Genomic DNA, 14,449 nt, shown 5'->3' with positions numbered 1-14,449 from the left:
AATGTACTTTGATTTACAAAGTAAAGAGATGAAACAAGAAAAGTATCTTCAAGACATAAAGGAAATTCGTGAAATGATGGATCGCTCAAGTCGGTTTATTTCACTCAGTGGAATTTCAGGAGTTATAGCTGGTATAATTGCATTAGCATCAGCTTTTATAGCATATCAATATATTTTCTTAGCGTCTGATTATTATACCTTGAAGATGGTTAGCTTAACTTCTGAAGGATTATTGGACATAACAATTTTAGCTATTTCAACACTGGTTTTGACGCTAGGTTCTGTGGTCATGCTTACTCGTAGAACTAGCAAAAAGAAAGGCCAGAAGCTATGGAACAAGCAATCTCAAAGATTAATTATTAATCTTGCTATCCCATTATTTACTGGAGGATTTGTATGCATAATCTTAATGTTAAATGGATTTATCGGCATATTAGCGCCATTAACCTTAATTTTTTATGGATTGGCTCTGATCAATGCCAGTAACTACACTTTGGATGATATCAGAAGTCTAGGAATTGCTGAAGTCATATTAGGCTTAACTGGCCTATATTTTATAGAGTATGGTTTGTTCTTTTGGGCTTTAGGCTTTGGACTTTTGCATATAGTATATGGAATAAGAATGCATTTGAAGTACGGCTCGTGAAGAATATACTTAACAATCTTGATAAGGCATTTGAAAATAAAGTGCGCTTGGGAATAATGTCTGTCTTAATGGTAAATGATAAGACAGATTTCATATCCTTGAAAGATTTATTGGGGGTGACTGATGGAAATTTAGCAAGCCATTTAAAGAATCTTGAAAAGAAAGAATATATAGCATTCGAAAAAGATTTTGTGGACAGAAAACCCAATACAACTTATAAGGCTACTGAGTCTGGTAAACGTGCTTTCAAGGCTCACATAAATGCAATTGAAAAATTACTAAATAATAAATAAAATTTTTTATGCTTATACTTTGAAATACAAAGTACTCTTAAATAATATAAATATGGAAAATGAAAACAATTTATTCGAGAAAATGAGCAATTGGCTGAAGAATTCAGTGATGTTAAAGCTTTTAACCATTACAATTTTAATGTTGCTATTGTTGATACCATCAGCCATGATCAATGAGGTCATTACGGATCGGCAAATATTGCAACAAGAAGCTATAGCTGAAGTCAGTAGTAAGTGGGCGGAGAGTCAAGAAATTAATGGCCCAATTTTGACGATACCGCTCTTATATGAATATGAAAAAGATGAAGAAATGATAGAATCCATAGTTTATCATTACGTTTTACCAGAAAAACTTAATATTAATGGTAATATTCAACCCAAAATTTTGAATAGAGGAATTTATGAAGTGGTGGTTTATGATTCAGATTTGAAGGTGAACGGTACATTTAATATGGATTTATCTTTTGATGAAAATCATTTAAAGGAAATTCAATATGAAAAAGCTTTTCTCACTATAGGTTTCTCTGATTTAAGAGGAATAGGGAATAATATCAATTTTAAATGGGGTGAGGAAAGCCTAAAAGTAGAATCAGGTAGTAAAATCACAGATTTAATTAATTCCGGAATCACCATATATCCTAAAGATATAAATCGTCAAAAGGATAAAAACATAGACTTTAATTTTTCGGTGGCTTTGCAAGGAAGTCAGGATTTAACCTTTATTCCGGTAGGAGGGACTACGCAAGTTAATCTGCAATCGGAATGGTCTTCTCCAAGTTTTAAAGGCAATTTCTTACCCAAGAATAGAGAGGTAAATGATGCTGGTTTTAATGCGGTTTGGAATGTTTTGGAACTGAATAGAAACTATCCTCAAAGCTGGTCGGGAAGAAGCATGAAAGATAAACTTGATGCTTCTGCATTTGGAGTCAATCTATTGAATGAAGTAGATGATTATAAAAAAGCCCAACGCTCAGCAAAATATTCTGTGATGACCATAGCGCTTACCTTTTTGGTCTTCTTTTTAGTAGAAGTCATCAATAAGAAAAGAATTCACCCTTTTCAGTACATTTTAGTTGGTCTTGCTTTATGCTTATTTTATATATTACTGGTTTCTATATCAGAGCATTCCAATTTCAATTTGGCTTATGTCATTTCCACATTCGCGATAGTAGGAATGATTTCCTTTTATGCTCTTTATATCATCAAAGCAAGGAAATTGATCATCATTCTAATTATGGCTTTAATAGGTATTTATGGATTTGTATACGTCACCCTTCAATTAGCTGATTATTCTCTCTTAATTGGAAGCTTAGGATTAGTAATCATTTTAGGATTGACCATGTACTTTACGCGAAAAATTGATTGGTATAATTTGAAATCAGATAGTAAAGAAGCAGTTATTGAAGAGGGTAAAGGAGTTGTTTAAATTAGCTTGAAATCTAAATTATATTATGGTTTATTCTTATTGTTAATGTAAATCGGAACCTAATCCCTGCGGAGGCAGGGATATTTCCTATTGAAACAAATTTTCAATAATCTATTTCAAGAGAAATTCTATGTTTTTTATTAGTATAAAAGCTATTTTCAAATAGATATTTTAATCAAAGATAAAAATCATGAGATACCTGCCTTCGCAGGTATGACGCACAGAATAAGTTAATTAGCTTGAATTCGAATTGTCCAATATGTTTTATATTTAAATGCTTTAGAACCTATTAAAGTAGGTTATAAAAAAGGTCTTGGCTTACGAAGCCAAGACCTTTTTATCTTAATTCTTGAATCTTAATTCTAAAATCTAAAATCTCATCAATTACTTACCCTTTTAAACTTTTCAAAATTAGGTTTTCTCTTTTCTAAAAATGCATTTCTACCTTCTTTGGCTTCTTCAGTCATATAGGCTAACCTAGTGGCTTCACCAGCAAATACTTGCTGACCCACCATACCATCATCTGTGGCATTGAATGCAAATTTCAACATTCTGATAGATAGTGGAGATTTTCCTAATACTTCCTGAGCCCAATCGAATGCGGTATCTTCCAAATCCTCATGTGGAACTACAGCATTGACCATTCCCATATCGAAAGCTTCTTGAGCAGAATAATTTCTACCTAAAAAGAAAATCTCACGAGCCCTTTTTTGTCCGACCATCTTTGCCAAATAGGCTGAGCCATAACCACCATCAAAACTGGTTACATCCGCATCGGTTTGTTTAAAAATAGCATGTTCTTTACTGGCTAAGGTCATATCGCAAACTACATGCAAACTATGACCGCCACCCACAGCCCATCCTGGAACCACTGCTATGACCACTTTAGGCATAAAGCGAATCAATCTTTGTACTTCCAGGATATTCAAACGGGCAACTCCATCATCTCCCACATAACCTTGTTCTCCTCTGGCTTTTTGGTCTCCGCCACTGCAAAAGGCATATTTTCCATCCTTAGGTGAAGGGCCTTCAGCTGATAATAAAACGACTCCGATATCATCATCTTCGCGGGCATGCAATAAAGCATCAAAAAGCTCTGCAGTTGTTTTTGGTCTGAATGCATTACGCACTTCAGGGCGATTAAATGCAATTCTAGCCACATGATTGGCTTTTTTGTAGGTGATGTCAGTATATTCTTTTACGGTTGTCCAGTTGATTTTACTCATGATATTAATTGATTTTTAAAGTCTTCAAATATTGTTTGATTGGTTTTAGCGTCAGTTTTAATTTCAATTATGGCTGATTGCGGATATTTCATAAACTTATCCTTTATGGTATTAAAGATTTCAGAATTATGAGCTGAAAAATGAGCTATCCCAAATTCACTGCATAAACTTTTGGCATTCAGCCTCTGCTCCGTTTCGAAAAACTCCTGCAATTCTTTCTGCTCTTTCGGTCCTTTTATCATTCTGAAAATAGAACCTCCTTGATTATTGAGCAGGATGATTTTCAAATTTGGATAAGGATATTTATGCCAAAATGCATTTCGGTCATAAAAGAATGCTACATCCCCTGTGATAAGGAAATGATTTTTATCTTTTTGACTTATGGAATGGCCAATGGCTGAACTAGTAGAACCATCAATTCCACTTGTGCCTCTGTTTCCCCACACCTTAACTTCTTCTTTGTGCTTCAATCCAATAAAATTCGCATAGCGCACACTCAAGCTATTGGCTAAATGCAAATGACTATTTTTTGGTAGATTTTGAACCAATTCATGCAAAGCAGAAAATTCGCTGAAAGATTGAGCGCTTAAAAAACTATTAGTTTTGCTTTCTGCCTCTGTATTTTTCTCCTGCCACAAATTCAAGAATTTAGAAGAAGAGTTCTTGTTCAGGTGTTGTAAAAACGATACAGGCTCAGCTTCAATTTGCTTAGCTAAAGTCTGAAAAGGGTCAGCTATAAAAGCATGATGACTTCGCACATGCCATTGTGATTTTACATTTTTTCGTAAAAATAATTTCAGGTTTTTGGAGATAATACTTTTGCCAAAACTGATAATCAAATCAGGAATTTCTTCTGTTTTGACTTCTTTCATCATCTTCATGCAAATACTATCCGGTAAATGAATAGCATTTTTAAGTCCATGTCCATTGGAAATAATATCTGCAAAAATGGGAATTTCTAACTTTTGAGAAACCTTGTCAAGTGAAATTAAAAACTCTTCGGAGTAATCTTCCTGTCCTAAAACGAAAGCTATTTTATCTTTTTGCTTTAATTCTGTTTGGAGTTCATTGATTTGGCTTTCTGCTAATATTTTTTCTCCAGAAACACTTTTTATAATCTTGACATTTGAATCATAATTCCAATTTTCAGATTTCTCAGGATAGAATGGTTCTCGGAAAGGAATATTTATGTGTATTGGACCTTTTACACCATTTTTACTTTTCAGCACTGCTTCATTTATGATTCTGTAAGTTTGCCACTGCGCATCAGGATGTGATAAATCTACTGCTACATTAAAGCTCTTTTTGACATGCTTTCCATAAATGTTTTCCTGCCTAATCGTTTGTCCGTCCCACTGGTCAATCCATTCAGGTGGTCGGTCGGCCGTGATGACTACCAAAGGGATTTCCTGAAAAAAGGCTTCTGCAATGGCAGGAGCATAATTAAGAGAAGCAGAGCCGGAAGTGCAAATCAAAGCAACTGGTTTATGGCTAGCTTGCGCCATTCCCATTCCAATAAATGCTGCAGACCGTTCATCACTTATAGAAAAGCATTCTATTTTTGAATGACGTGCAAATGCCAAAGTTAACGGGGCATTTCTACTACCAGGAGAAATAATGGCTTTCTCAATCCCTTGCTGATAGCATATTTCCGCAATATTGTTAATAATTTCTTGTTGCATATTCAACACGCAATTTAGGGATTGAGCGGAGTAATTGCACCATATTTCAGTCCTTTTGTGCTTTTTAGAAAGGCTTTTACCCAACCCACCTGAATTTTAGCTTGCACTTTTAAAGGGATTTTATTTTTATCATCTGTAACCCAGACAGTCATGTCCTCGCCACCATCGAAAATGGTGCCTTCCACCAACAAAGCGCTGAATTTTATGGTATTATACACTGTTTCATCAGGCATTTCCAATTGTTCCTTACCCAGATATCTAACATATAAGTTATAGATTTTACCATCTACTATTAAGTTGAAAGGAATTTTTTCATTCTTATCGTAACTTGTAAAATCTAAATTTCGCGCATAGTATATGGCCGTAAGCACATCCCAAATGCAGTCATTATAAGGAACATTTTTTTCTATTTTCTCCTTATCATCGGAATTATAAACCTTAGCTTTTATAATTTCCTTTTCCTTATTATACCAATATTTATTGTTGACTTTGTAACTTCCCTCGCTAGTGTTTCTGTGGAAATAAAGAGGTTTTAATTGTTCTTGAGTCCCAATGGCATCGAAAGTATCTCTTACTTCATACACCCAGTCCCATTTGGGCATGGAGCGACCATAGCCTTTGAACCAATACGTATCAAAACCTTCCCATTTGGCATCCTCCACGGAAAACATCACTTCTCCAGCATCTACCCATATTATGCCCCAATTATATTTGACATCATACCATATTTCCTCTCCCGCTTGATAAGCGGTGGATTGCTCAAGACATTGGCCCGATAAAAGTTTAGGGAAGGATAAAAAGAAAATTAAACAGGAGGAAAACAGGTATTTGTTCATATAATCAATAAACGATTTAAAGGTAGATTGTTAATTTATTTGTCAATTATTTCCTCTTTATTTTTAGCGCCTGGAATTTCATATCCAATTTTACGACTCATCATTTGCTGAATGGATTGCTCTTGCTTCCTTAACTTTAAGGAATTGCCTAATAATTCAATTTTTCCAGCTGACATAAAGCTATCGTAGGGAGTTAATCTAAGAAATTTAATTTTTTGCTGATGGCAATACAAATCTAAACAGAAATTGGCAATGGCGTGCAATTTCCATCCAGAACTACCATTTCCCCCGAAATAGCCTGGTTCATCTGCTTTGCCTAATAATTTTTCTGAAATAGGATTAGTCCAAATTTCATTGGTTAAACCGCCCTTGAAAGCTTCTTTTTCTTTAGAGCGGCAGAAGGTTCTCCATTTTTGTAAATCAAAGAAGGGTATTTCCTGATAAAAACTGTTCCTTAAAGTTTTGAGCCTGTAGCGATTGAAATGATATTCAAGTTCAAAGAATATATGATAATCTGTTGGCTGAAGATGTAGTAAATCAAATGAAAATTTTAAATCTGCTTTTAAGAACTGCTCCCATTCTAGTTCCATTTCTTCTGCCATTTCCTTGAAATAGATATTGTATTGGCCATAAAGCTTTTTAAAGTCAATTTCTATTCTGAAAAAATCGGTTCTTAAGTCAATTTTTTCAAAGTACTGCTGAAGTGGATTTATTAGTTTATTTTGGGAAATGGATTGTTGTGCCATAGAACAAAATTATAAAAAGCTTAGGACATGATTCAGGTTCAATATTTTTATTTTATTAATGTGTTAATTTATTTTCCTCCTAATTTTTTAAAAAGAAAAGCTTGATAGAATAAAAATTACATGTGAATATTTTATCTGATTGATTATTTTTAATTTTATGATTATTTAATTTAACTAGTTTAGTTTGTTTATTTAGTCATTAAAACGAAATTAACAGGTATAATTTGAAACGATTCAGTTTTATATTTTTAATCAATATTGTCTTGTACAGCTCAATGGTATTTTGCTGTGATGAGGAGCAATATTGCATTGAAGATAATCAATTGACTGAATGCGAGGGAGTGAAATCCAAAGAGCATAAAGAAGATTCGCCTTGCTCTCCGTTTTTTGAATGCGGAAATTGCTCAGGTAACATCATCATAATTGCTCCAGTGATATTTCAAAATGATGATTTAGAAAATTTAGATACGTACTCTCCTTTTCACGAAGTTTACCACAAAAAAGAGCTTCTCTTTAAGCTCTTAAAACCCCCGATGCAGATATCCTAATTAGAATTCAATTTTACTTCATTGTAAAATGTTTTAATCAATTTATTAGTTTAACCTGTATTCAATATGTTTAAAAAGATAATTTTTGTTTGCTTATTGATTTTGACAATCAGCAAGTTGGAGGTTCAAGCACAATTTCAATTTACCGCTTTAGTGTTAGATGAAGAAAGCGAGGAACCATTAATAGGAGCCACTATTTATGCGAATAAATTAAAGTTGGGTGGGATTACGGATACCACTGGCAAAACTGAAATAAACGATATTCCGTCTGGGCAGCACGAATTTAAAATAAGTTACGTGGGCTATGAAGCACAATCCGTAAAATTAACCTTCCCCATGGAGGATTCATCCGATATATTAATCTTTAAGCTTCGTCACGGACATGATGAAATGGAGGAGGTAGTGGTCAGTTCCACTAGGTCTAGCCGAACTATTGATGATATTCCTACTAGAATAGAGATGATTGCTGGTGAAGAACTTGCAGAGAAAGGGAATATGAAACCGGGCGATATTAGAATGTTGCTTAATGAAAGTACAGGTATCAGAACACAGCAAACATCAGCCACTAGCTATAATTCAAGTATTCGAATTCAGGGATTAGATGGAAAATATACCCAGCTGCTACGTGATGGATTGCCTCTTTATTCTGGTTTTTCGGGTAGTTTAAGCTTAATGCAAATAGCTCCTTTGGATTTAAAGCAGGTAGAGGTCATTAAAGGTGCCAATTCAACATTATATGGGGGAGGTGCTATAGCCGGATTAGTTAACTTGATATCCAAGGATCCTAAAAGTGAACCTGAGTTAAGTATGATGTTTAATGGGACATCAGCCTTAGGATTGGATGTTAGTAGTTTTTATGCTAACAAAAATGAAAAAATGGGTACCACTATTTTCGCATCCTATAATAAAGGAACAGCCTATGACCCAGCAGGTATAGGATTAACCGCTATACCCGAATTTGATCGTTTCACCCTTAATCCCAAACTTTTCATTTATCCTAGAGAGGAAACCACAGTAGAAATTGGTTTAAATATGGTGAAAGAAGAGCGACTGGGAGGAAATATTGCCTTTATAAATGGAGAGAATGTTAATAATCCATATTTTGAACTAAATGAAACAGATCGTATATCTAGCCAGATTATAATTGATCATTCTTTTGAAGATGAGTTTAAAGCCTCATTTAAAAATAGTTTAAGTTATTTTGACAGAGCAATAGCGATACCTAACTACCATTTTTCAGGACTCCAATTTTCTTCTTTTAGCGAGTTGAATTTCAATTATGTGAAAGAAAGTTCCGAATGGATTGGGGGCTTAAACTTATGGACGGAAAATTTTGACCAAAGTCTGGATAGTTTGGCTTTTGACCACAGTTTCCAAGAATTTACTACAGGAATATTTTTACAAAACACTTATGATTTTACTGAAAATATTACAGTTGAAAGTGGATTAAGGTTGGATTATATATACTCCCAGTAATCAATTAACCTTGCGCTTGGGAGGTGGCTTAGGTTACAAAACCCCAACAGTGTTTTCTGAGGAAGCTGAGACCAGACAATTTCAAAATGTAAGACCTTTAAATAGGTCGGAATTAACTTCAGAGCGATCCTATGGAGCAAATTTCGATGTGAATTATAGCTATAGCTTTACAGAGAAATTATCATTGACATCAAATGCTTTGTTTTTCTACACCCAGATTCAAAATCCTTTAAATTTAGTTCCAGTTCAAAATCAATTTGAGTTTGTTCAGTCTGATTGCTTTATCGATTCTAAAGGAATAGAATTAAACTTAAAATGGGGTTATGAAGATTTCAAGCTTTTTACTGGTTATACTTTTGCAGATGTTAATAGGACCAGTAGTAATAGCACAGTTGAGATGCCATTAGTTGCTAATCATAGATTAAACAATGTGTTGATGTATGAAAAACATGGAAATTTTTGGTTGGGTTTGGAAGCTTATTATTTCAGTTCACAAAAGCTTAATGATGGTGAAACTGGACAGCCTTATTGGATTTTCGGTCTGATGTCTGAAAAAAGATTTACTAAAATGTTTTCAGTTTTCCTGAACTTTGAAAATTTCACCGATACTAGGCAAACTGCTTTTGATACCATCTACAGAGGCAGTATAGATAATCCACAATTTCGTGACATTTATGCTCCTGTTGATGGCTTTGTTATTAATGGTGGAATTAAATTGAATTTACTTTAAAAATAGATGGGAACCATTTATTTCATTTACTTTTTATAAAAGATGAATTATATACTTTATCAGTCTAGCTATTTAGGAAAATAGATTTTGAGAATAACTATTCCATATTTAAGAATAACATTGATTTAATAGTTAAATGAATTTCTCATTATAGAACTTATTTAAATTACTGTAATTTAAATTTAATGCTTATCAAATATTTTGCTCCGTAAACTTATTGTCTCTAACTTTGTTGTTATACTAACTAATTTGAATAAGAGCTAAATTTTTCAGTTATGGCGATAATGATAACAGATGAGTGTATTAATTGTGGTGCTTGCGAACCTGAGTGCCCTAATACAGCAATATATGAAGGCGGAGTGGAGTGGAATTGGGCTGGAGGAACTTCCCTTTCTGGAAAAGCAAAGTTAATAGATGGTACTGAAGTGAATGCAGAAGAGATGCAAGAACCCATCTCTGATGAATTTTATTATATAGTGACTGGTAAGTGTACCGAATGCACTGGCTTCCATGAAGAGCCACAATGCGCGGCTGTTTGCCCTGTTGATTGTTGTGTAGATGACCCAGACAACGAAGAATCTGAGGGTGAATTAATGTCCAAAAAAGAATGGATGCATAAGGAATAAGCTTAAGTCATGCTTAAAATATAGAAACCCGCAAGATTCAAAACCTTGCGGGTTTGGTTTTTTATAACTCCATTAATCCCATTGTACTTTAGTCTATCAGGAAAAGTAGGCCAAAGAAGGCTTTGAGGGTTGAAGCCAGCCTTAGGCTGGTCAGGCTCTAGCCGATATCTTTTTTATAAAGTCTGCGTGGTCTTCCCAACCAAAGGATGGTTAGCCTTTGGCTCAGAATTGAACTTTAAATGAAATAGCAAAATATTTTCTTTGCGAAAACTTTGCGTCTACGAGACTTTGCGAGATTACTAAGGCGTCAAGGATGCCTGCGGACTAGTTTTGTTGTATAGTGGAAAAAAGAATAAAATTTAAACTCAAGGCATAAACAGTAATCATAAAGCAACAATAAATCTACGAAATGAATAAAAGGCTTTTTCATTTTAGTAATCTTCTCATCCCCCAATTCCGTAATAAACAACTTAAGTTTGTATTCGAAATTCTAACAAGAAAAATTTTCCATGGATAACCCATTATTAAAAAACTTTGATACCCCTTTTCAAACTCCTCCATTTGATAAAATTAAGTCCGAGCATTTTATGCCAGCTATAGAAGCAGCCATTAAAGAAGCCAGGCAAGAAATTGAGGACATCACTTCGCAAAGTTCAGCACCTACTTTCGAAAATACTTTGGAAACCATGGAATTTGCGGGCAAAAAATTGAGCTCGGTGACTTCCATATTATTCAACCTCAATAGTGCGGAAACCAATAAAAAAATTCAAGAAGTAGCCAGAGAGGCTTCTCCCATCTTATCTGAATTTGGTAATGACATCTGGCAAAATGCTGATTTATTTGAGCGCGTAAAAAACGTTTATAAACAAAAAGAAAAGCTAGGTCTCGACAATGAACAAGAAATGCTGTTGACTAAAACCTATAAAGCCTTTATTAGAAACGGTGCGGACTTGAATATTAAAGGGAAAGCCCGATTTAAAGAAATCACCAAAAAGCTATCCCAGCTCAGCCTTACTTTTGGTGAAAATGTGCTGGCTGAAACGAACGATTATGAATTAGTGATTTCGGATGAAAAAGACTTAAGTGGTTTACCTGATTCTGCCATCAGACAAGCAGCTGCCACCGCTCTAAGCAAAGGAAAAGAAGGGAAATGGGTCTTTACCCTTCAAGCACCAAGCTTTGTTCCCTTTATGGAAAATGCAGATAATCGTTCATTGAGGGAGAAGCTTTACAAAGCGTATATGTCCAAAGCCAATAAAAATGATGAGCGAGATAATAAAGTCATCATTCAGGAAATCGTAAATCTTAGAAGTGAGAAAGTCAGTCTTTTGGGCTATGGCACTTACGCAGATTATGTGCTGGAAGAAAGAATGGCGGAAAGTAAGGATAAAGTGCAAGCTTTTTTGGATGACCTTTTACAACAAGCCTTACCAAAAGCTAAAGAAGAAGTAGCCGAAGTAAAAGCCTTCGTGAAAAAACTAGGCGAAGAAATTGATTTGCAGCGTTGGGACTGGGCCTATTATTCTGAAAAACTGAAAAAGAAAAAATACGCCATTGACTATGAGCTGCTAAGACCTTATTTCAAATTAGAAAATGTGCTGGATGGCGTATTCCAATCAGCTGAAAAATTATATGATATTCGATTTAAGGAAGTCAAAAATATTCCGCTTTATCATGAAGACGTGACTACTTATGAAGTAAGCACAATTTCAGGGGAGCACCTAGCCATTTTCTATGCGGATTTCCATCCCAGAGAAGGAAAGAGAGGAGGCGCCTGGATGACCACTTATCGGGATCAATACCGAAAAAACGGAAAAGAGAATAGACCATTGGTTTCTAATGTTTGCAATTTCACACCCTCTTCACCAGGCAACCCAAGCCTTTTGACGTTCAATGAAGTCACCACTTTATTTCATGAATTTGGTCATGCTCTGCACGCCATGTTAGGGAACAGCCGCTATGGCAGCTTGTCCGGAGCCAATGTTTACTGGGATTTTGTAGAACTCCCGTCACAGATATTTGAAAACTGGTGTTATGAAAAAGAATGCCTCGATTTATTTGCTAAACATTATGAGACTGGCGAAAAAATTCCACAGGAGTATGTTGAAAAAATAAAAGCCAGCAGTACTTATCATGAAGCCTATGCCACCGTAAGGCAAGTCAGTTTAGCATTATTGGATATGGGGTATTTCAGTTTAGACAGAAAAGAAGCACAAAATATTGAAGATGTAGCCGACTTTGAAGAAAAAGCCATGGCAAAAACAAATTTATTCCCAAAAGTAGAAGGCACTTTGATGAGCACCCAATTCGGACATATTTTTTCCGGTGGCTATGCCTCAGGTTATTACAGCTACAAATGGGCAGAAGTGTTGGATGCAGATGCTTTCTCATTGTTCAAAGAAAAAGGCATTTTCAATAAAGAAGTCGCACAATCCTTTAAAAACAATATCCTTTCAAAAGGAGGAAGCGAGCACCCGATGGAATTATACAAAAGATTCAGAGGCAGAGAACCTAAAATTGAGGCTTTATTGGAACGGGCCGGGTTGAAATAAATTCTTCTAGTTAAGTTGATTTAACTAAAGCGTTTCAAGAGTTGCATGAGACTTTTTTTTCCCAGTTCCCGCCATGCTACGCATGGTGGACTGCCAGAAATTTAAATCGTTGTAACAATTTGAATTCGTGAGCTAATAGCTGAGATATTTATTTTGGGCTTAGTTATATTTAATACCCGCAAGGTTTCCTAAACCTTGCGGGTATTTTGTTTTTATAACACTGTATTTTCATGAATTTCGAAATAGCGTTTGCATTTCAAGCATTTGAGCTCACCTACTAAAAAGCAATTGAATTTCTTGACATATACTTATGTGGGTATTAATTTTCTGATTTAAAAATTGTCAACCAAATAGAAAACAAGATGTCCAAAAAAGACTTTGAAAGTTTAAAAGACCGTATAGAAGCAATACCACTAGCTGAGGCCAAAGCTCCCAAAATGCCAATAGATGTTTATTTGCAGGAAGCCAGAAATTTATATCGTTGGAGTAAAGCGGATCAAGAAAAATTACAAGCGGTAGGCTTAAAATATTTTGAGGAATTTACCCAACGAATGGGTGCCTTGAGTTATGCCCAATCAGTATGGGTCAATAATAGATTTGCCAAAGTGCCTTCCGAAGTAGAATGGGATAAAAAATGTGAGCAAGCAAAGGAGTTAAAAATTGAATTAGAACGTAGTTTTCTTTTCGCCTTCCATGAAAAGCCATTGTTGTTAAATAAAGTAGAGGAGATCAAAAAGGGCACTAGAAATGCGGATATGATACAAGACTTAAGCGATTTATCCTCTCTTGGAAAAGCCAATTTACCATTATTGACAGCCATTAATTTTGATGAAAGCAAATTAGATCAAGCAGCAAATGAGGCTACTGAAATAAGTTTCTTATTAGCTAAAGCTAGGGGAGAGGAAAAAGAAAGATCGAATCTTAAAATCATGAGGGATAAAGCCTATATTCATTTGAAAGAATTGGTGGATGAAGTCTATAGAACAGGCAAATTTGTTTTTTCTAATAATGACAACAAAAGAAAAGGCTATTTCAGTCGATATTTCAATAAGTCTAAACATTAAAACCGCTCCCTAAATAATAAAACTGCTTCCTAAACATTAAAAACTATTTCCTAAGTCTTAGGAATCAAAAAATATAATTTAGGACTTACATTTACCAAATTAGGAAGTTTTAAAATAAATTAGGACAGAATAATATTTTTTAGGACTTAAAAATCAATTTTAGGAAAGAATATTATTTGGTTTCAATGGTTTTGAACCTAAGGTAATAGTTCAAGCGTCCGCTTGGACTCATTTAGTATACCAATCGTCAGGCATTTCGACTAACTCCTGTGTTTTTCGGATGTATTTTGAAATAAATCCTATATATTTACAGTACATCAATTGCCAAAACCTGCATGTTAATTTCAAATAATTTTCTGAGGTCAAGGTGAAAAAGGTGTATGGCGGATAAAGTAAGTTTTGTTATTTTATTCGCAGTATATTAGCGTATAAAGTAACCTTTGTTACTTTATACAATTGTTGAACTAAACCGTTTCTTTGAGGAAACGGTAAAATGAGGTATGATTAAATTGTAATGGTAAACAAAATTTTTACCATTATGAACAATCAAATTAAAAACACCACGATTGAGCTTCTTAAAAGGGAGCTAGAATTCCGC

13 protein-coding genes are annotated in these 14,449 nt (G+C 34.6%); 9 read left to right on the top strand and 4 right to left on the bottom strand.

The features are described from left to right. The first annotated feature begins 1 nt into the window (after nucleotide 1). The 3 genes from VFM92_RS00960 to creD are packed head-to-tail and all read left to right on the top strand — an operon-like array spanning nucleotide 2 to nucleotide 2,365. Nucleotides 2-646 (top strand): hypothetical protein, encoded by a 645-nt coding sequence (locus VFM92_RS00960; RefSeq protein ID WP_325120321.1) that lies wholly within the window; start codon nucleotides 2-4, stop codon nucleotides 644-646. Next, nucleotides 643-939 carry a transcriptional regulator gene (locus VFM92_RS00955; RefSeq protein WP_325120320.1) on the top strand — a complete coding sequence of 99 codons (297 nt, stop codon included), beginning with the start codon at nucleotides 643-645 and terminating at the stop codon, nucleotides 937-939. The genes VFM92_RS00960 and VFM92_RS00955 overlap by 4 nt, the downstream gene beginning before the upstream one ends. A gap of 52 nt (nucleotides 940-991) precedes the next feature. Beyond that, a complete protein-coding gene (creD, locus tag VFM92_RS00950; RefSeq protein WP_325120319.1) occupies nucleotides 992-2,365 on the top strand; it encodes a cell envelope integrity protein CreD in 1,374 nt (457 codons plus the stop codon). A 380-nt stretch (nucleotides 2,366-2,745) separates the two neighbouring features. Here creD and VFM92_RS00945 read toward each other — a convergent pair whose 3' ends face one another. The 4 genes from VFM92_RS00945 to VFM92_RS00930 are packed head-to-tail and all read right to left on the bottom strand — an operon-like array spanning nucleotide 2,746 to nucleotide 6,855. After that, nucleotides 2,746-3,591, bottom strand: coding sequence for a 1,4-dihydroxy-2-naphthoyl-CoA synthase (locus VFM92_RS00945; protein WP_325120318.1), 846 nt, complete (start codon nucleotides 3,589-3,591; stop codon nucleotides 2,746-2,748). Continuing rightward, entirely contained in the window at nucleotides 3,588-5,273 is a 1,686-nt protein-coding gene (gene menD, locus VFM92_RS00940) for a 2-succinyl-5-enolpyruvyl-6-hydroxy-3-cyclohexene-1-carboxylic-acid synthase (RefSeq protein WP_325120317.1), read from the bottom strand. The genes VFM92_RS00945 and menD overlap by 4 nt, the downstream gene beginning before the upstream one ends. A gap of 14 nt (nucleotides 5,274-5,287) precedes the next feature. Beyond that, complete coding sequence (locus tag VFM92_RS00935) at nucleotides 5,288-6,109, bottom strand: DUF3108 domain-containing protein (RefSeq protein WP_325120316.1); 822 nt, start codon at nucleotides 6,107-6,109, stop codon at nucleotides 5,288-5,290. A gap of 35 nt (nucleotides 6,110-6,144) precedes the next feature. Continuing rightward, nucleotides 6,145-6,855 (bottom strand): DUF7255 family protein, encoded by a 711-nt coding sequence (locus VFM92_RS00930; protein ID WP_325120315.1) that lies wholly within the window; start codon nucleotides 6,853-6,855, stop codon nucleotides 6,145-6,147. A gap of 263 nt (nucleotides 6,856-7,118) precedes the next feature. Between VFM92_RS00930 and VFM92_RS00925 the strand changes: the two genes are divergently transcribed. The 6 genes from VFM92_RS00925 (at nucleotide 7,119) to VFM92_RS00900 (ending at nucleotide 13,851) form a co-directional block, all read left to right on the top strand. Then, a complete protein-coding gene (locus VFM92_RS00925; RefSeq protein WP_325120314.1) occupies nucleotides 7,119-7,403 on the top strand; it encodes a hypothetical protein in 285 nt (94 codons plus the stop codon). A 66-nt stretch (nucleotides 7,404-7,469) separates the two neighbouring features. Beyond that, a complete protein-coding gene (locus VFM92_RS00920) occupies nucleotides 7,470-8,879 on the top strand; it encodes a TonB-dependent receptor (RefSeq protein ID WP_325120313.1) in 1,410 nt (469 codons plus the stop codon). 10 nt (nucleotides 8,880-8,889) lie between these two features. Beyond that, on the top strand, nucleotides 8,890-9,609 hold the full coding sequence (locus VFM92_RS00915) for a TonB-dependent receptor (protein ID WP_325120312.1): 720 nt from the start codon (nucleotides 8,890-8,892) through the stop codon (nucleotides 9,607-9,609). Between the two features lie 275 nt (nucleotides 9,610-9,884). Beyond that, entirely contained in the window at nucleotides 9,885-10,235 is a 351-nt protein-coding gene (locus tag VFM92_RS00910; protein WP_325120311.1) for a 4Fe-4S binding protein, read from the top strand. Nucleotides 10,236-10,744: 509 nt separating this feature from the next. Then, entirely contained in the window at nucleotides 10,745-12,787 is a 2,043-nt protein-coding gene (locus VFM92_RS00905) for a M3 family metallopeptidase (RefSeq protein ID WP_325120310.1), read from the top strand. 362 nt (nucleotides 12,788-13,149) lie between these two features. Then, nucleotides 13,150-13,851, top strand: a complete 702-nt coding sequence (locus VFM92_RS00900; protein WP_325120309.1) for a hypothetical protein — start codon at nucleotides 13,150-13,152, stop codon at nucleotides 13,849-13,851. Nucleotides 13,852-14,449 lie beyond the last annotated feature (598 nt).

The organism is Marivirga sp. (assembly GCF_035704835.1).
Lineage (GTDB): Bacteria > Bacteroidota > Bacteroidia > Cytophagales > Cyclobacteriaceae > Marivirga.
This window is presented reverse-complemented; position numbering and strand designations above follow the sequence as displayed.

Bases quoted from the DNA above. Each gene is read 5' to 3' on its own strand.
- VFM92_RS00905 (WP_325120310.1), top strand. From the start codon at position 10,745: ATGGATAACCCATTATTAAAAAACTTTGATACCCCTTTTCAAACTCCT.
- VFM92_RS00960 (WP_325120321.1), top strand. From the start codon at position 2: ATGTACTTTGATTTACAAAGTAAAGAGATGAAACAAGAAAAGTATCTT.
- VFM92_RS00920 (WP_325120313.1), top strand. From the start codon at position 7,470: ATGTTTAAAAAGATAATTTTTGTTTGCTTATTGATTTTGACAATCAGC.
- VFM92_RS00935 (WP_325120316.1), bottom strand. From the start codon at position 6,109: ATGAACAAATACCTGTTTTCCTCCTGTTTAATTTTCTTTTTATCCTTC.
- menD (WP_325120317.1), bottom strand. From the start codon at position 5,273: ATGCAACAAGAAATTATTAACAATATTGCGGAAATATGCTATCAGCAA.
- VFM92_RS00900 (WP_325120309.1), top strand. From the start codon at position 13,150: ATGTCCAAAAAAGACTTTGAAAGTTTAAAAGACCGTATAGAAGCAATA.
- VFM92_RS00910 (WP_325120311.1), top strand. From the start codon at position 9,885: ATGGCGATAATGATAACAGATGAGTGTATTAATTGTGGTGCTTGCGAA.
- VFM92_RS00930 (WP_325120315.1), bottom strand. From the start codon at position 6,855: ATGGCACAACAATCCATTTCCCAAAATAAACTAATAAATCCACTTCAG.
- creD (WP_325120319.1), top strand. From the start codon at position 992: ATGGAAAATGAAAACAATTTATTCGAGAAAATGAGCAATTGGCTGAAG.
- VFM92_RS00945 (WP_325120318.1), bottom strand. From the start codon at position 3,591: ATGAGTAAAATCAACTGGACAACCGTAAAAGAATATACTGACATCACC.